This is a genomic window from Haloferax sp. Atlit-4N, from assembly GCF_003383025.1.
GTDB lineage: Archaea > Halobacteriota > Halobacteria > Halobacteriales > Haloferacaceae > Haloferax > Haloferax gibbonsii.
Genome location: NZ_PSYY01000001.1, coordinates 1,413,567 through 1,431,154 on the forward strand (window position 1 = coordinate 1,413,567; position 17,588 = coordinate 1,431,154).

Consider the following 17,588-nt stretch of genomic DNA (forward strand, 5'->3'; position numbering starts at 1 on the left):
CCGTTCGGGAGGGGTTCGACGGAGACCGGCCCGCCCGAGATGCGGCGCTCGAACGGGCGAAAACGGAGAACAGGGGAGCGGAAAAGACGGGGGAAACGAGGATTCCGGGTCGCTCAGCGGTTGTCGTCGCCGGTGTCGTAGTGCTCGCCTGCCGCCTCCGGGATGCGGGTGCGGCCGACGAGCGCGAGGACGACGAGGACGGTCACGTACGGAATCGTCTGGATGAGCGAGTCGGGGATGGCGTAGCCGGGGACCTGCTGGAGGCGAATCTGGGCGGCCTCCAGCCCCGCGAAGAGGAACGACGCGCCGAACGCGCCGATGGGGTTGTAGTTCCCGAAGAGGTACGCCACGATGGCGATGAAGCCCTTCCCGTTGACCATCGTCTGGTTGTTACCGACGAACTGACCGAGGCCGAGCGACAGCGCGGAGCCGCCGATGCCGGCGAGGAAGCCCGAGAGGAGGACGCCCGCGTAGCGGACGCGGCTCACGTCGACGCCGACGGTGTCGAGCGCCTTCGGGTTCTCGCCGGACGCGCGGACGTGGCGGCCGAACGCCGTGCGGTTCAGGACGTACCACGACGCCGGGACCGCGACGAGCATCATGTACACCGCGGGGTCGGCGTCGAAGAACGCGCCGAAAAACGGGATGTCCGAGAGGACGGGAATCGTCCACGTCCCGAGGGTCGTCCCGAGGTTGTCGGTGTTGACGCCGCCGTAGTAGACGGTCGCCGCGAACGGCGCGAGACCGAGCGCGATGAGCCAGACGGCGAGGCCGGCGATAATCTGGTCGGCCTTGAATCGGATGCAGACCACGGCGAACAGCGCCGAGAACAGCACCGACGAGAGGATGCCGGCGAAGAAGCCGATCCAGATGGCCGGGAGACCGAGGACGGTCATCTCGGGGCCGACGACGGCCGTCGTGATGACCGCGGTGAACGCCGAGATGATGAGCAGCCCTTCCAGCCCGATGTTCACCACGCCGGCCTTCTCGGAGAAGATACCGCCGAGCGCGGCGAAGGTGATGGGTACCGAGAGCCGGAGCGCCGACGAGAGCGTGCTCCGACTCGTGAGGATGGCGAGGAAGTTGCCCCAGATGCTGCCCGGGAACGCGAGACCGAGGAGCGCGATGAGCAGGAAGACGCTCAGCGCCCCGCCGGCGAGGGTCGCTCTGTAAGACAGTTCCGTGTCGCGGAGTCGGTCGATAGTGGTCGTACTCATTCGTCGTCACCTCCGAGGGAGCCGCCGTCCGTGGCGACGGTCTCGCGGTCCGGTTCGAGGTCGATCGCGGAACCGAGCATGCGGAAGAACTCGGGCATCGCGACGAACAGGATGATGAGGCCGCGGAGGACGCCGACGAGCTGTTTCGGGACGCCGGTCCCGAACTGAACCGCGAGCGAGCCGGATTTGAGCGTCCCGAACAGGAGCGCCGCCGGGACGACCCCGAACGGGTTGTTCCCCGCGAGGATGGAGACGGTGATGCCGTCGAATCCGAGCGCGGGGACGCCGGCCTGCCACTTGCCCATGACCATGAGCACCCAGATGGCGCCGCCCATGCCGCCGAGCGCGCCGGAGAGGAACATGCTCGTGACGGTCGTGCGCTTGGCGTCGACGCCGCCGTACTCGGCGGCTTCCGGCTGTTCGCCGCTCGTCCGGAGGTCGTACCCGAACGAGGTCTGTTCGAGCAGGAACCAGACGGCGACGACGAGCGCGAGACCGAACGCGAGCGCGAGAATCGAGAAGTCGCCGCCCTGCGGGAACGCCACCGGGAGGAGCGTCGCCCAGTCGGGAAGCGGCGTCGTCTCGACGACCTGCGAGTCGGGGTTGCCGTAGAACTCGCTGACGAGGACGAACGCGATCTGCGCCGCGATGAAGTTCAGCATGATGGTCGTGATGACCTCGTTGGCGTCGGCGTACGCCTTGAGCGCGCCCGGAATCGCGCCGTAGAGACCGCCGACGAGCGCGCCGACGATGACGGCGAGCGGAATCAGGATGAGGCCGCCGACGAGACCCGACGGGAGCAGCGGCGCGACGAAAAACGAGAACAGCGCCGTCGCGAGGCCGCCGAGGACGAGCTGTCCCTGCGTCCCGATGTTGAACAGGCCCGCGCGGAAGGAGACGGCGACCGAGAGGCCGGTGAAGATGAGGAGCGTCGTCTCCTTGAGCGTGAGCGCGAACCCGAAGTTCAGCGGGTTCCAGTTGGGGTTGAACAGCGCGGGGTCGTTCAGCAGGAACGGCTCGCCGAGCGCCCCGTTGAACAACACGAGGTACACCTCGACGGGGTCGTAACAGAAGCCGGTGCCGAACAGCGTCGTCGCCGCGGTCTGGCACGTCGTGATGCGGCCCGAGACGAGGATGATGACCGCGCCGACGAGCACGGCCATGACGAGCGCGGCGAAGCTGATGAGGATGCGCTCGGTCGCGGAGGCGGCCGTCAGCCGTCGGAGGACGGCCTTCGCGTTCTCGGTCGCGCTCATTTGGCGTCACCCACCGGCGGTTCCGCGTCGGTCGCGTCGGCGTCGGGGCGTTCGCCGGCCATGAGCAGGCCGATCTCTTCTTCGGTGGTGTTGCGTGGGTCTACGATGTCCATGAGTTCGCCGTCGTGCATGACGCCGAGGCGGTCCGAGAGGCCCTGTACCTCGTCGAGCTTCGAGGAGACGAGGAGCACCGCTTTGCCCTCGGCTCGGAGGTCCAAGAGCCGCTCGTGGATGAACTCCATCGCGCCGATGTCCACGCCGCGGGTCGGGTGGGTGGCGACGACGAGGTCCGGTTCGCGTTCGAACTCGCGGCCGACGATGAACTTCTGTTGGTTGCCGCCGGAGAAGGACTCGGCGTCGGCGTCGGCGTGGGGCGGTCGAACGTCGTATTCGTCGATGATTCGCTCGGCGTGGTCGCGCGCGTCGGACCAGTTTATCCGGCCGTCGGCGGCGAACGTCGGGCTGTGCTGGCTGCCGAGGATGCCGTTTTGGACGAGGTCGAAGTCCATCACGAGCCCGCGCTCGTGGCGGTCCTCGGGGATGTACGCCATCCCGTCGGCGATGCGGGAGCGGCGAGAGGCGCCGGTGATGTCCCGGCCCTTGTAGGAAATCGCCCCCCCGGTCGGCGTCCGCAGGCCGGTGATGGCCTCGACCAACTGCGACTGGCCGTTGCCGTCGACGCCGGCGATGCCGAACACCTCGCCCTCGCGGATGTCGAACGACACGTCGGAGACGGCGGGGATACCGCGGTTGTCCTCGGCCGAGAGGTGCTGCACCGCGAGCACCTCGTCGCCCGGTTCTTGCGGTTCAGCCTTCGGTTCGAGGAGAACTTCGCGGCCGACCATCAGCTCGGCGAGCTCCTCGTTGGAGGTCTCGTCAGCCTTGACGGTGCCGACGTTCTTCCCGTCTCGGAGGACGGTGATGTCGGCGGCGGCGTGCATCGCCTCCCCGAGCTTGTGGCTGATGAAGATAATCGTCTTGCCTTGGGCGGTCAGCTCCTCGAAGACGCGGAACAGCTCTTCGACCTCCTGCGGGGTGAGGACCGCGGTGGGCTCGTCCAGAATGAGGATGTCGGCCCCGCGGTAGAGTGCTTTCAGAATCTCGACGCGCTGTTGAACGCCGACGCTCACGTCTTCGATGGCGTCGTCGGGGTTCACGTCGAATCCGTATCGGTTCGAGAGGTCGATGACCTCCTGGCGCGCACGCTCCCGGTCGACGGTCGTGCCGAACCACTTGCGCGGTTCGTTGCCGAGGACGATGTTCTCGGCGACCGTCATGGGGTCGACCAGCATGAAGTGCTGGTGAATCATGCCGATTCCGGCGTCGATGGCGTCCGCGGGCGAATCGAAGTCCCGCGGTTCCCCGTCCACGTGGACGGTCCCCTCAGTGGGTTCGTAGAGCCCGTAGAGGATGTTCATCAACGTCGTCTTGCCGGCCCCGTTTTCTCCCAGAAGTGCGTGCACCGTGCCGCGCTCGACGGTCAGGTCCACGTCGTCGTTCGCCACGACGCCGGGGAACCGTTTTGTGATTTCGTCGAGATGAACAGCGGTGCTCATCTTGACCCTTTTTTCGGGGGGGTTCGCTTAAACTCGTGGGATTCGAGTCGGCGCGGGAGTGGTCCACACGGAGCGTCGCGGCGGTTCTCGGGGAGTTCGAACCGTTCAACCCGCGAGCATGTTCGGCCGACCGCGGTGTGAAAGCGGCAACATTGACCCCAAGGTTCGGGAATGCCGTCGCTCGGCGGGCGGCGTCGAAAGAAATGTGAGTGTCGAGTGCGGCGTTACTCGGTCGTCGTCGGAATCTCGATGTCGCCGGCGATGATAGCCTCGCGGGACTCCGAGAGCGAATCCTTCACGTCCTGCGGGATTTCGGAACCGAGTTCCGCGCCGTAGACGGCGGCGACGCCGTCCTCTTCGAGGCCGAGCGTCGTGGTGGAACCGCCGTTGAACTCGTCGTTGACGACGTTCTCGACGGAGGTGTACACCGCCGACTCGACGCGCTTGACCATCGAGGCGAGAATGACGTCGGCGTAGTTCGGTTCGGTCTGCGACTGGTCGGAGTCGACGCCGATGGCGAACTTGCCCTGTTCTTTGGCCGCCTGGAAGACGCCGAGGCCGCTGCCGCCGGCCGCGTGGTAGACGACGTCAGCGCCGTTGTCGTACATCGAGGTGGCAATCTCCTTGCCCTTCGCGGAGTCGGAGAACGACCCGACGTAGGCCACGTCGACGGAAATTTCCTCGTCCGCGTGCGCCACGCCGGCCTCGTAGCCGGCCTGGAACTTGCGGATGAGCTCGGTCTCGGTGCCGCCGACGAAGCCGACGCTCTTCGAGTCGGCCGTCGTCGAGCCGGAGCCGGCCGAGAACTCCTGGGTCGTGATGAGGCCGGCGAGGTAGCCGACCTGGAACGAGCCCTGCTCCTCGCGGAACAGGTAGCTCGCCACGTTGTCCTCGTCGACCACGTCGTCGACGATCATGAACTTCTGGTCCGAGAAACTCGGTGCGGTTTCGGAGAGCGCGGACTTCTGCGCGTAGCCGATACACGACACGAGGTCGTAGTCCGGGTTCGACGACTGCGCGAACCGGCGCTGGAACTGCGGGAACTCCTCCGCCGCCGAGGGCTGGGCCTCGTCGTAGGCGATGCCGAGTTCCGATTCCGCCTGTTCGATGCCGCGCTTCGCGGCGTCGTTGAACGACTTGTCACCGAGACCGCCGAGCGCGTAGACCATGCCGACGTTGGCCGCCGGACCGGACTCCTCGGTCGTCTGCTCGGCCGTGGTGGTCTCCTCGCCGCCGGACGACTCGGTCGTCGTCGCCGTCGTGTCGTCGCTCCCCTCGGACGGTCCGCCCGTACAACCTGCGAGGCCAGCGATACCCGCGACCCCTGCCGCTTTGACAAAAGAACGTCTGTCCATATGTATGAACTCCTATTGAGACAGGGGCCGCGAAAATTGCATAAAGGTGTCGTTTCGCGGTTTCATCGGCGTCACATCACCACGTTTGCAAATCGTAGAGAACGGGAGCGAGGTTCACGTCCGCCGGCGTCGAGTTCGCACCAGGCCGGCCGCTTGCGCCGGCGAAAAACCTCTTCGAAGCCCGTTCAGGCGTCCTCGATTTCGGCCTCGACGACGGCCGTCACCTCGTCGACGAGGTGGTCCACGTCGTCGGCCTCCGCGTACACGCGGATGTAGGGTTCCGTGCCGGACGGGCGGACCAGCGTCCACGACGCGTCGGCGAACTCCAGTCGAACGCCGTACTCGGTGTCGACCGACTCGGGGGCCATCGCGTCGGGAAGCGAGGTTTCGAGCGCCGCCATCGCCGCCCGCTTCTTCTCGTCGGGACACGGGACGCTCACCTTGCGGTACGGGCGCTCCGTGACCGGTTCGCGCAGGCCGGCCATGCCGGATTCGGCGGCGAGGCGGGCGACGAGCGCCGCCGACGCGACGCCGTCTATCCAGCCGCCGAGCGACGGGTGGATGTGCTTCCACGGCTCGGCCGCGAACACCACGTCGCCGCCGCCGGCGCGGGCGCTGGCGATGCCCTCGTGGAGCGCGCCGAGGCGGACGCGTTCGACGCGACCCCCGGCCTCGCGGACCCGCTCGTCGATGCGGCCCGAGGCGTTGGGCGTCGTGACGACGACGGGGTCGTCGGCGTCGGAGACGCGGACGTAGTGCTCGGCGACGATGGCGATGACGGTGTCCTCGTGGACGACCTCGCCGTCCCCGTCGATGATGACGATGCGGTCGGCGTCGCCGTCGTGGCCGATGCCGAAGTCGAAGTCGCCGTCGGCGACGAACGCGATGAGGTCCGCGAGCGTCTCGGGCGTCGGCTTCGACTCGCGCCCGGGGAAGTGGCCGTCTATCTGCCCGTTGAGCGTGACGACGCGCGCGCCGAGGTCGCGGAGGACCTGCGGCGTGCCGAGCGCGGACATCCCGTTGCCGCAGTCGACGGCGACGTTGAGGCCGTCGAGGTCGTCGCCGTGCTGGCTGGCGAACTCGACGATAGCGCTTCGGTAGGCGTCGAGGACGCCGCTCGTCCCCGTCGCGCCCCAGTCGTCCCAGTCGGCCGGGGACGCGCCCGCCTCGACCCGCGTCTCGATGTCGCGTTCGAGGTCGCGGTCGTACTCCTGCCCGTCGACGAACATCTTGATGCCGTTGTCCGTCGGGGGGTTGTGCGAGGCGGTGAGCATGACGCCGCGTCGACCCCGCGAGGCGAACGCGAGCGCCGGCGTCGGGACGACGCCCACGCGGGTCACGTCCGCGCCGGCGGAGAGCAGACCGGCCTCGACGGCGGCGGCGAGGCCCTGCCCGGTCGTCCGTCCGTCGCGGCCGACGACGAACTCGGCGGGCGCGTCCGATTCGAGCGCGGCGAGGCCAGCGGCGCGGCCGACGCTGAGGGCGAGTTCCGGCGTGACTCGCTCCGTCGCGCTCCCGCGGATACCGGCGGTGCCGAAGAGTTCCATAGTCCAGCGTTGGGTGGGTCGTACTTAGATGCTGACGGTTCGCCGGATGCGTGCGGGTCGGGGGCACGGGGCGGCCGGCGCGGTCGCGGCGACGGGCGGGGAGACGGCGACGCCGGCGTCGGACGGACCGCCGAACCGACCGCCCGAGGCAGCACGCCTTTGACGACGGATGACGAATCGGGAGCCATGAGCGAACACGGTCGAACCCGCGCGCACGTCTACGTCTCGGGACACGTACAGGGCGTCTACTACCGGGCGACGACCCGCGACACCGCCCGCGACCGCGGCGTCGACGGCTGGGTGAAGAACCTCTCGGACGGCCGCGTCGAGGCCGTCTTCGAGGGGCCCCGCGACGACGTGGAGGCGATGGTCGAGTGGTGCCACGAGGGGAGTCCGATGGCGTCCGTCGAGGACGTGGACGTCACCTACGAGGAGCCGGACGGCGAGACCGGCTTCCGCGTCGAGCGCTGACGAGAACCCGACAACCGCCCGATAACATCAACGAGACGGCCAAATCGTTCAAGCGGGGTTCGGGGGACCTGTCCCCATGCGCTTCCGGAACGACACGCGGGGCATCGGCGTCGCAAAACTGTTTTTCACGCTCGTCACGAGCGTCGGACTCGGCCTCTCGATGGGCACCTCGTTTCTCATCGTCCGCGGGCCGTTCCTCGGCGGGCCGTCGCTCGACCCGTTTCCGATGATGGCCGCGCTCGCGGTGTTCATCGTCGGCATCGTCGTCCTCTCGTGGGGGTCGACGCGGCTGTTCGGCGTCGGAACCGGCGCGTGAGTGGGTCGAATACCAGCCGGCGCGTAAGCGGGAGCGCGAATACGAGCGGGGCGTGAGCGGGGACGCGGGTCTCAGTCGGCGGTCGCCGCCGCGCCGGACTCGCGCTCGACGCCGCCCAGGGGAACGAGCGGGTCGTTGCCGCTGAACCGGTCCCAGAGGACCAGCGCCGAGGGTAACACGAGCATCGACGCGAGGAACGAGTAGACGATGCTCGCGGCGGTGAGCAGGCCGAACTGGCCGAGGACCGAGAGCACCGCGAGGACGAGCACGCCGAGGCCGAAGACGGTCGTGAGCATGCTGCCCGCGAGCGCGCCGCCGGTGCCGCGGACCGTCCGGTCGAGCGCGGTTTCGAGGTCGTGGTCGGCGCGCTCGTCGACGAAGCGGTGGACGACGTGGACCGAGTAGTCCACGCCGAGTCCGATGGTCAGCGCGAGCACCGTCGCGGTGAAGGCGTTGAAGGAGATGCCGGCGAGTCGCATCGTCCCGGCGACGAACGTGACCGCGACGAGGATTGGCACGAGGTTGGCGAGCGCGAGCGACGGGCGGCGTTCGAGCCACCAGTAGACGAACACGAGGAACGCGCCGGTGCCGGCCATCGAGATGGCGAGGCTCTGCACCGCGGAGTCGAGGATGAGGTCCGAGATGGCCGAAAAGACGACGACCGCGCCGGTGGCGGTGCTCGGACCGCGGAAGCGCGCGGCGACCTCGCGGGCGTCGGCGACGACCGCGTCGTCGTCCGCGTCGGCCCGGACGCGGTAGTCGACCCGCGAACTCCGGTAGTCGTCGGCGAGGTACTCGCCGGCGCGGGCGGCCGAGTCGGTGGCGAACAGCGCGTCGTACACCTCGGCGAGGTTCCGGTCGGGGACGCCGTCGCCGTCGCGGTCGTGTCGCGCGACGACCGCGGCGAACTCGGGGTTCTCCCGGGCCTCGGCTTCGATGACGGTGAGGACGCTCGTCGAGTCGGCCCGGCGGTCCTCGACGATGAAGGTGTCCGGCGGGTCCTGTGCGACCCGGTCGAGCGTTTCGAGGTAGGCGTCGTCCGTGGGCCGACCTTCCAGATACACCGTCACGACCCCGCTCTGGGAGGACGAAAAGCGCTCTTCGAGGAACTCGATGTCGGCGACGACGCTGTAGTCGCCCGGCGCGAAGGGCTCTGGGAGGGATTTCAGGTACGCCGGGGCCTCCGCGGGCGGCAGGAAGTCCTCCTGTCCGAACTCGGTGTCGACGCCCGTGGCGTACCACATCGCCGACCCCGAGAGGACGAGCGCGACGACGAGCACGACGGCGGGGGCGCGGAGGGCGGGCGCGACGCCGACCCGGAGAACTGTCCCGAGGGAACTCCCCTCGCGGCCGAGCGGCGACTGGCTGAACGTCGGAATCGGGTAGCGCTCCCGGAGCCTGTCGACCTCGACTTTCGTCGCCGGGAGGAACACGCCGAACACGAGGAAGGTGAAGACGATGCCGATGGCCGCGACGACGCCGAAGTCCCGAATCGGCGTGAGGTTGCTCACGAGGTTCGACAGGAAGCCGATGACGGTGGTCGCGGTGACGATGAAGAACGCCACGAGGAGCTGGTCCGTCGCCTTTCGCATCGCATCGCCGACGGGAAGCCCCTCGGCGCGGTCCTCGCGGTAGCGGTTGACCGCGTGGATGCCGAAGTCGATGCCGACCGCGAGGAGCAGCGGCGGCACGGCGATCATAATCTGGTTGAACGGGATGCCCGCGAGTCCGAGGAAGCCGAACGTCCAGACGATGGCCATCCCGAGCGCGGCGGTCCCCAACAGCAGGTCCACGAGGTCGCGGTAGGCGACGACGAGAAAGAGGAGGATGAAGACGACGGCCGCGGGCACGACGAGGACGAGCGAGTCGGCGATGACGGTCCCGAACTCGTCGGCGATGACGCCCGAGCCGAAGACGGAGATGTCGCCGCCGACGGTGGCGACGACGCGCCCGGCGGTCCGCTGAATCGGGGTGAGCGGGCTGTCGCCGCCCTGTCCCGCGCCGGCCTCGTCGGCCAGCGGAATCGAGTGGGTGACGACCGCAATCGTCGCCGAGGCGCTCGCCGCGGTCGGGTTGAAGTCGTCGGCGAGGAGACCGGTGAAGCGCTCGTTGTCGGCGTTCTCGCGGACCGCGGCGGCGACCTCGCTGTCGGTCGCGCGTTCGAGCGCCGCAATCTGCTCGTCGAGGCCGTCGGCGTCGGCGTCGAGCGTCTCCGCGACGACCGAGGCGGCGCTGGCGGTACCGACGACGCGGAGGTCGTCGCGGTCCGAGAGGCGCTTTTGCGCTTCGAGCATCCGCAGGAGTTCGCGCCTCGTCAGGACGTTCGGCGCGCGCTGGATGAGCTGCGTGCTACCGGTCCCCGCCTCGAAGCGCGGCGAGAACTCCTCGGTGACGCGCGAAAACGCCTCCTCTTCCGGCACCTCCTCGGCGAACTGCTCGGTCCCCGCCTCGGTCGAGACGGCGCTCAGTCCCGCCCCGAACACCAGCGTGAGGACGAGGAAGACGAGGATGACGCGCCGCGAGCGGTTGACGATGCGGTGGTCGACCCAGTCGACGAACCGCTGGAACTCCAGTCGGGCCACGGCTCAGCGCCGCCCCCGCCGGCGGACGACGAGGACGCCCGCGCCGCCGACCGCCGCGAGGAGGACGACCGCGCCGACGAGCGGGGCCGAGAGGCCGAACGGGAGGCCGCCACTGTCTTCGGGTGCCTCGACGCGGACGGGCACGCGGTAGGCGTCCGAGATGGTCGTCTCGCCCGCGCCGTCGTCGTAGCGGAAGTCGAGTTCGGCCGGGTAGTCCTTCTCCAGCGCGCCGCGGGCGGCCGACACGTCGAACACGAGCGTCGCCGACTCGCCGGGTGCGAGTTCGTCCACGAACGCCTCGGAGTCGGCAGACGACAGGGGGTCTTCGAGGTATATCTTCGCGGAGATGTCGGTGAGCGTCTCGTCGCGGTCGTTGACGACCGTCACGCGGAGTTGTCCGTTCCGGCCCGGCGCGACGGTGCCCTCGTCGACGGTCACGCCGAACTCGGGGGTCGCGGCCGCGACGGCGACCCGGAGGTCGATGTCGTCGCCGGTGCGCCGGTCACCCCCGGCGTCGCGGTAGGCGACCGTCGCGGTGAACTGCCGGGGGCCGGCGTCCGCGTCGTCCGAGATTCCCACGTCGAACGAGAACGGGACGCGCTCGCCGGGTTCGAGGTCGCCGAGGGCGAACTCGGTCTCGGTCGCCGTCGCGCTCCCCTCGGGGAGGGAAAGCGTCACGACCGCGTTGCGCGCGAGGGTCGTCCCGTCGTTGACGACGACGCCCTCGATTCGACCCTCGTCGCCGACGCGGAGCGTGCTCGTCACGTCCGCGACGGAGAACGACTGCTTGGGCGAGGGGACGAACCCGGCGGCGAGGTCGGGGTACTGTCGGCGCGCGCCGTCGGGGTCCTCGTAGGCGACGGCGACGCCGAGGACGTAGCCGCGGACGGACGCCTCGGAATCGAGCGCGGTGTCGTAGACGAAGGTCCGATTCTCGCCGGCGGGCCAGTCGGCGGCGAAACTGCTCGCGGTCTGCGCGCCGTCGAAGCTCACGTCGGCAGACTGGGCGGTCACCGCGACGACGGCGTTCCGCGCGTCGAGTTCGCCCGTGTTCTGCAGGGTCAACGCGACCGCGCCGCTCCCGCCGACGGGGACCGACGAGTCCGCGCCGACGACGGCGAACCGCACGCGCTCTTCGATTCTGACGGGCACGTCGAGGCGGTAGACGCGGCGGTGGGCGTTGTCGAACTCGTAGAACACGTCGAGGCGGAGGTTGTACTCGCCGGCCGCGACGTTCTCGGGGGCCTCGACCCGGAAGGCGACCTCGCGGGTGTCGCTGTCGTTCATCGTGCCGACGAACAGGTCGCCGGTCCTGACGGTGAACGGCGTGCTCCGCGGGTCAAGCCTGACGCGGACGTTCTCCGCGGTTTTCGCCACGTCTTCGGTGTCGACCGGGTCGTTGGCGAAGACCACTCGCACCGTCGTCTCGACGCCGGGTTCGACCACCGGGTCGACCACGTACGCGCGGAAGACGGGGACGTTGTTCGGTTCGGCCTGCTGGCCGGCGACGGGTGTCGGGAGCGCGGCGAGGACGAGCAGTACGGCGACCAAGATAGCGGTGTAACTCTTCATCGTGAGGTCCCGGCGGGCGGCACCGACGGCGTCCGGGTCCGCGGACATCGGCGCGGGGGCGGCGACGGACCGACCCAACTGGTCTCTGATACGTCCCCTGCGGAGAAATACGGTGTTCGGCCTACGCGAGACAGTCAGCCCGGTGAGAACGACCGAGTCGACGGTTCCGTGGGACTCACCGAACGCGACTCACGCGGGCCTGTCGACGCCGAGTTCGGCCAGCGCGCGGACCACGACGTGGGCCTCCACGAGGTCGCGCGCTTCGACCATCGGGTCGTCGGCGTCGTCGATGACGGCGCGGGCCTCGGCGAGCATGCGGTCTTCCTGTGCTGTCTGGTCTGGTTCCTCGCGGGTGCTGTTCAGGAGCGCCTCGAAGTCCTCGCGGATACTGAAGTCCGCGCGGGCGACGTTGCATCGAGAGAGAGGGTGCATGCCGAGGTCCAAGACCAACTCGGTGACGAGTTCCCAGTCGCTCTCGCAGAACTGGAGCGTCACGTCGCCGACGATGTCGCGCCACGCGATGGGGGCGGCGTTCTCCATGAGCGTCACCGCTCGCGGGGGGACCGCGATGCGGGCGACCGTCTTCGGGTCGTCGCAGAGACAGCAGGGCTGGTCCGTCCTGCCGGTGTACATACGCGGGGTTAGGATGGGTTGTAGATGTAGCTTCGGGCCGGAACACAGGACCGAAACCGGGCGATAACAGGGCGGTAGACCGACCGTGGCGGGCGCTCAGAGCGTTGAAACGGTCGGGTTCGAGTCCGGGGCGGGGACGTCGAACCCGCGTAGAGGCAGCGGGAGGCGCGACCGACTGCGTGCTGGCACTGAATCACGCATTGGGCTGGGCTGAGTATTCCGTGGTGGCGACAGTGGCCGCGCCATCTATCCGATTGAACACCGTGCATAAATATCTTCTCCCCGAAGAATACCCAACACTATTGTTGACTATATACTCGTGTGTTTCAAGATTTTACGGATAGATGCTAGTGATTGTCAAACTTCTGTATTCGTCTCGAGAGCCCCCGTCGGGACGCGAATCGCCATCTCCAGTCCGGCGGCGTCCCGCGGCGGGTCGCTCGGGAGCGTCCCGAGCGGTCGCCGGGCCGCGGCCGCGGCCGCGAGCGCGAGCGCGTCGAGCACGTCGTCGCGAGCCACGTCGCGTCGGAGCGTCCGGGCCAGCGTCTCGCGGTAGGCGCGCTCGGCGTCGAACTTCGGCGCGTCCGTCGCGCCGGCATTCGAACCGTCGTCGCCGACTCCGGCTCCGGCGAACGCCGTCCTGAGCGCGTCGAGACGACGGTCGCGCCCCTCGGGCGTCGACTTCGGTTCCGAGAGCGGTTCGCCGGCGAAGGCGGCAAAGGCGAGTTCGGGATGGGATTCGAACACGCGCTGTCGGGCGCGCTGTGTCTCCCGAAGAACGGCGTCTACCTCGCGGATTTTGGGCACGAGGTGCCACGCCTGAATCGAGAGCCCCGCCCCGGTGCGCTCGCGGTTCGCCGCGCTTGCCGCCTCGTGGGAGTCGGCGTCGAGGACGGCCCGGACGGGCGCGAAGAAGACGGTGGCGGCCCGAGCGCCGAGCAGGTCGCGGGCCTCGCGGTCGCACGCACGGCGGTCGGACTCGGGAAGACCGATAGGGATGTCCACGAGCACCCGCTCGGCGTCACGCTCGCGGGCGAGGTCCCAGACGGCGGCGAAGTCAGAGACGATCCGTACGGAGAGGCCGTCCGCGGCGGCGACGGCGCACACCCAGCCCGACCGACAGCCGTCGACACCGACGACGGAGCATCGCTGTGGCACGGCCTGCAGTACGGGGCTGGGAGACAAAAGCGTCGGAGTTAGGAGTCGAGGGCCGTAGCCGTCATCTGCCGGCAGGAATCGCGGAGTTCGTTGAGCGTCACGTCGACAGTCGCGTCGAGCGAGACGAGCAGTTTCACGCCGTCCTCGAGGGGCACCCTGACGATGAGCGCGTCGTCGATGGCGAACGCGACGAGTTCCGGCCCTCCGATTGGCAGGTCTTCGAGGGGTTGGTCGATGGCCTCCTCGTTCGTGAGCGTCGCGACGAGCGTCTTGACGGTGTCTTCGTCGTAGCGCTCGATGAGCGACTGCTCGAAGAAGCGAATCCGCGTCTGAATCGGCTCACACCACGCGATTGCTCGGAGCGCGCCCCCGTACGCTTCCTGTAGCTCCGAGGACAGTTCGGGCGCGGGGAATTCGCCGTCGTTGACGACGGTAATGTCTGCTTCCTGGTCGAGTGCGACCCGCTCGTAAGCGAGTTCGCCGAGGTCCGTCAGTCCGTAGAGTCGCCCCTTCTGCTGTGACTCCGGAACCAAGAGTTCGACGATGCCCCGCTCCCGCAGTTCGGAGAGCGCCCGAGACACGTGCGGCTGTGCGAGGTCGGTCTCCGCGGCGATTCGAGACGGAAGTCCCGAACCGTGCTCCGAGAGATACCGACACACGGCCAGTCGATACCGAGAACTCGCGATGTACCCCGCGGAGTCCCACGTCTCGGTCATAAATGAGACCCTCCGCTGGTTGTTTTCATCATGGTTGACACGTCCCGTACTGATATGCACTGCCAAGCGGGGTATATCTTTCGAGGGTCGGACAATACTACCATATACGTACCATATATCGGCCGAGAACGAAACGTGCTCCCACTTACTCGCCCGGAGTGTGCCGATTCAGTCACCGAACGACCGAACTCTTCGTGGACATCACCGACTTGGAGTGACGCCGGCGTAACCGGATACCTGCACGGTTACCCGGTGACATGTATGTCAGCAAACACATATATCGGTTCCGTCTCGTACCAGGTAACGTAATGATAGTACTACACCCGACGACGGACCGTCACAGAACCACCGCCGCGACGGAGGTACCGAGATGAGCGTCGCGCTCCAGTTCGCCGCTCCCGGCGCGGACATCGCGTTCCTCCTCGCGCGCGTCCTCTTCGGCGCGGTGCTCGCGTTCATGGGACTCAACCACTTCCTGAACCTCGACCACATGACCGGCTACGCGGAGATGAAGGGCCTGCCGGCGGCTCGCCTCGGCGTCGTCGTCTCCGGCGGGATGCTCGTGTTCGGCGGTCTCGGTATCGCCCTCGGCGTCCTGCCCGCGCTCGCCGCCGGTGCCGTCGCCGTCTTCCTCGTCGTCGGGACGCCGGTGTTCCACGACTTCTGGGCGGTTCCCGAGGACCAACAGGAGTCCGAGATGACGAGCTTCCTGAAGAACGTCGTCATGCTCGGCGGCGCGCTCGTCTTCCTCGCGCTCAGCGGGACGACGTGGTCCTACGCCGTCGGCCTGACGCTGTTCTAACCGCGCCGAGGCGACTCCCACGCGACGACGAGCCTCCCGACCCGCCGCGGCCCCACAGATTCATCGGCGTCCGAACCCACCACACACCCATTCATGACCGACGCAATACCGGACTCGACACCCGCACGTCTCCCGCCGCATAGCCGACCCCGTCCGCCCGCGGAGGCGGGTCGCTGATGGACGGCGCGCCCGACGAGTTCGGCTCGCCGTACCGCCTGCTCTCGGGGGCGGTGGTCCCCCGCCCCATCGCGTGGGTGAGCACCCGCGGCGACGACGCCGACAACCTCGCGCCGTACAGTTTTTCCACCGTCGCCAGCGTCGACCCGCCGGTCGTCGTCTTCGCGCCGGTCGGCCGCGGCCCGTCGCTGAAGGACACGCCGCGAAACGCCATCTCCCGCGGCGAGTTCGTCGTCAACGTCGTCACCCGAGACCTCGTCGAGGCGATGAACGAGACCGCCGCGACGGTCCCGCCCGGCGTCGACGAGTTCGAACACGCCGGCATCGAGAAGGCCGAGTCCGTCCGGGTCGACGCTCCCCGCGTCGCCGACGCCAAAGTCGCCTTCGAGTGCACCCTCTACGACAGCGTGGAGGTCGGCTCCTCGACGCTCGTCCTCGGCGAAGTCGTCCACGCGCACGTCGCCGACGAAGTGTTGACCGACGGCAAACTCGACACGAGGAAACTCGACGCGGTCGGCCGGCTCGCGGGCAACGAGTACGCGACGACCGACGACCGGTTCGAACTCGTCCGCCCCGACTGACGTCCCGACGAGGCTGCGCCGACGACCCGCCGGTTATCATAAATTGATAATGGGGCGCGAAGGTTTATCGCAGGATGCGAAGTCTGTCCGAACAATGAGCGACGTGTTGTTGTCGAGTGTGCTCTCGTTTCTCGATACCGACGACGCGGCGACCGTCGTCGAGCGGGTCCGCTCGGCCCGTGGGGAGCGGACGAAACGGACCGCCCGCGACGAGCGGACGTTCCTCTTTGCGGCTCCCGAAGGCGAGTCACAGCCGACCGAGGTCGTCTGGATAGACGTCGAGGCCGCGTTCGACGCCCGGAGCGTCGAGGCGTTCGCGGAGCGCTGCGACGGCCGCGGTATCGACGGGACGCTCCTGACGACCGGCGACGAAGCGCGGGCCGAAGAGACGCTCGCGCTCGCGTTCGCGGACGATGAACAGCTCGACGAGCCCGACGACAACGGCGACCGGGCGCTCCTCGTCGACCCCGTCGAGGTCGAAGCCCCCATCGAACTCGTGACGCTTCCCGACCTCGTCGGAGCGCTCGAGGACGCCGACCTCGACGAGGCTATCATCGACGAGTATCACGAGCCGCACGAACCGGAGTTCGAGGACATCGTCGACGAGATCGACGCCGAGGAAGCCCGCGCCGCGGCCGAGGCGGACGCCGCCGAGGACGCCGGCTCCGGTCGCGCGCTCGCACTCCTCGTCGCGGCCGTGGTCATCGCGGCGGTCGCGGCTGCGTTCGTGCTGTTCGGCCCGTTCTGAGCCGTCGCTTTGAGATACGTCCTCGGCTCGCTGACTCACCTCACTCACTCACTCACTTCGGCCCCGGCTCGCCTCGTCTGTGAGCCGCCGCTTCGCGAGCCGCTCGATTCTGCGCAGCGCGAGCGCACAGACCGCGGCGTACGGCCCCGCGAGAACCGGCACTTCGAACGCCACCTCGCAGCGGTCGGCCCCGACCGACTCCACGCGGTGTCCCGTCGCCGGAATCCCGGCCACGCGCCACGTCCACCGACGGGACTCGTCGTCGCACGTCTCGATGCTGAACGGGACCCAGACGCCGGCGACGCGGACCTCGCCGCGACTCCCCGCCTCGATGCGTCCGTCGACGCCGCGGACGGCCGACACGCTCGGCCCCCAGTCGGGCCAGTCGGTGACCGACACCAACACGTCCCACGCCGCGTCCGCGGGAGCCGAAATCCGTCGGGAGACGGCCAGTCGCCGTCCCTCCGGCGTGCGCTCCACCCGCGTTCGGGTCCGGCTCGACTCGCCCCTCATATCTCCTAGTATGCTAATAAGTCGTAATATAACATCGCCGAAATCTTTATCCACGAACCGTGGTAGCAACTACCAAGGCAACACATGAGCAACACAAGTGACCGCCCGAAGACGATGCGAGACGTCAGCCACACACCGCCCACAGGCGAGAGCGTCATGAACGTCTGGGAGCGAGGACACGAATCCGAGTCCACAGAATAGCCGGGCAGAACCAATCGCACGACGACGAACAGCAACGAACCACCCGCACCGAACTCGAACGACCAGCCAACCAATCGAATCGTAACGAACCGCCCGCATCGTAACGAACCGCCCGCATCGAACTCGACTAACCAGCCAACCAATCGAACCGAACCCAGCGAATCAATCACGAGACAGCCAACACGAT

General features: G+C 68.3%; 16 protein-coding genes. 5 read left to right on the forward strand and 11 right to left on the reverse strand.

Going from position 1 to position 17,588, the window contains the following annotated elements:
- Positions 1–113: 113 nt before the first annotated feature.
- From C5C07_RS07420 to C5C07_RS07440, 5 genes are all read right to left on the reverse strand, one after another.
- The gene (locus tag C5C07_RS07420; RefSeq protein ID WP_004977118.1) at positions 114–1,217 is read right to left on the reverse strand and encodes an ABC transporter permease; all 1,104 of its coding nucleotides are present in this window, start codon (positions 1,215–1,217) and stop codon (positions 114–116) included.
- Positions 1,214–2,473, reverse strand: a complete 1,260-nt coding sequence (locus C5C07_RS07425) for an ABC transporter permease (RefSeq protein ID WP_115804807.1) — start codon at positions 2,471–2,473, stop codon at positions 1,214–1,216. The genes C5C07_RS07420 and C5C07_RS07425 overlap by 4 nt, the downstream gene beginning before the upstream one ends.
- Entirely contained in the window at positions 2,470–4,029 is a 1,560-nt protein-coding gene (locus C5C07_RS07430) for an ABC transporter ATP-binding protein (protein WP_115804808.1), read from the reverse strand. Before C5C07_RS07430 ends, C5C07_RS07425 begins: the two co-directional genes overlap by 4 nt.
- A 224-nt stretch (positions 4,030–4,253) precedes the next feature.
- Positions 4,254–5,384, reverse strand: a complete 1,131-nt coding sequence (locus tag C5C07_RS07435; protein WP_004977114.1) for a BMP family protein — start codon at positions 5,382–5,384, stop codon at positions 4,254–4,256.
- Positions 5,385–5,569: 185 nt separating this feature from the next.
- Positions 5,570–6,931, reverse strand: a complete 1,362-nt coding sequence (locus C5C07_RS07440; RefSeq protein WP_115804809.1) for a phosphopentomutase/phosphoglucosamine mutase — start codon at positions 6,929–6,931, stop codon at positions 5,570–5,572.
- Positions 6,932–7,117: 186 nt separating this feature from the next.
- Between C5C07_RS07440 and C5C07_RS07445 the strand changes: the two genes are divergently transcribed.
- Both C5C07_RS07445 and C5C07_RS07450 read left to right on the forward strand, forming a co-directional pair.
- Positions 7,118–7,402, forward strand: a complete 285-nt coding sequence (locus C5C07_RS07445) for an acylphosphatase (RefSeq protein WP_004977112.1) — start codon at positions 7,118–7,120, stop codon at positions 7,400–7,402.
- A 76-nt stretch (positions 7,403–7,478) separates the two neighbouring features.
- Positions 7,479–7,718: a hypothetical protein gene (locus C5C07_RS07450; protein WP_004977111.1), complete on the forward strand. Its 240-nt coding sequence runs from the start codon at positions 7,479–7,481 to the stop codon at positions 7,716–7,718.
- A gap of 71 nt (positions 7,719–7,789) precedes the next feature.
- Here the strand turns inward: C5C07_RS07450 and C5C07_RS07455 are convergent, their stop codons facing one another.
- The 5 genes from C5C07_RS07455 to C5C07_RS07475 all read right to left on the reverse strand — a co-directional run bounded on the left by C5C07_RS07455 (position 7,790) and on the right by C5C07_RS07475 (position 14,379).
- Complete coding sequence (locus tag C5C07_RS07455; protein ID WP_004977110.1) at positions 7,790–10,300, reverse strand: RND family transporter; 2,511 nt, start codon at positions 10,298–10,300, stop codon at positions 7,790–7,792.
- 3 nt (positions 10,301–10,303) lie between these two features.
- Positions 10,304–11,950, reverse strand: a complete 1,647-nt coding sequence (locus C5C07_RS07460) for a COG1361 S-layer family protein (RefSeq protein WP_233510291.1) — start codon at positions 11,948–11,950, stop codon at positions 10,304–10,306.
- 111 nt (positions 11,951–12,061) lie between these two features.
- Positions 12,062–12,505 carry a hypothetical protein gene (locus C5C07_RS07465; protein ID WP_004977107.1) on the reverse strand — a complete coding sequence of 148 codons (444 nt, stop codon included), beginning with the start codon at positions 12,503–12,505 and terminating at the stop codon, positions 12,062–12,064.
- 357 nt (positions 12,506–12,862) lie between these two features.
- Positions 12,863–13,663 carry a DUF429 domain-containing protein gene (locus C5C07_RS07470; protein WP_115804810.1) on the reverse strand — a complete coding sequence of 267 codons (801 nt, stop codon included), beginning with the start codon at positions 13,661–13,663 and terminating at the stop codon, positions 12,863–12,865.
- Between the two features lie 38 nt (positions 13,664–13,701).
- Positions 13,702–14,379 carry a winged helix-turn-helix domain-containing protein gene (locus C5C07_RS07475; protein WP_050459030.1) on the reverse strand — a complete coding sequence of 226 codons (678 nt, stop codon included), beginning with the start codon at positions 14,377–14,379 and terminating at the stop codon, positions 13,702–13,704.
- 370 nt (positions 14,380–14,749) lie between these two features.
- Between C5C07_RS07475 and C5C07_RS07480 the strand changes: the two genes are divergently transcribed.
- From C5C07_RS07480 to C5C07_RS07490, 3 genes are all read left to right on the forward strand, one after another.
- Positions 14,750–15,181, forward strand: coding sequence for a DoxX family protein (locus C5C07_RS07480; protein ID WP_004977104.1), 432 nt, complete (start codon positions 14,750–14,752; stop codon positions 15,179–15,181).
- Positions 15,182–15,357: 176 nt separating this feature from the next.
- Positions 15,358–15,939 (forward strand): flavin reductase family protein, encoded by a 582-nt coding sequence (locus C5C07_RS07485; protein WP_004977103.1) that lies wholly within the window; start codon positions 15,358–15,360, stop codon positions 15,937–15,939.
- A 94-nt stretch (positions 15,940–16,033) separates the two neighbouring features.
- Positions 16,034–16,687 carry a hypothetical protein gene (locus tag C5C07_RS07490; protein ID WP_115804811.1) on the forward strand — a complete coding sequence of 218 codons (654 nt, stop codon included), beginning with the start codon at positions 16,034–16,036 and terminating at the stop codon, positions 16,685–16,687.
- A gap of 48 nt (positions 16,688–16,735) precedes the next feature.
- On the opposite strand, the gene C5C07_RS07495 is transcribed toward C5C07_RS07490, so the two are convergent.
- Entirely contained in the window at positions 16,736–17,200 is a 465-nt protein-coding gene (locus C5C07_RS07495) for an SRPBCC family protein (RefSeq protein WP_233510293.1), read from the reverse strand.
- Between the last annotated feature and the right edge of the window lie 388 nt (positions 17,201–17,588).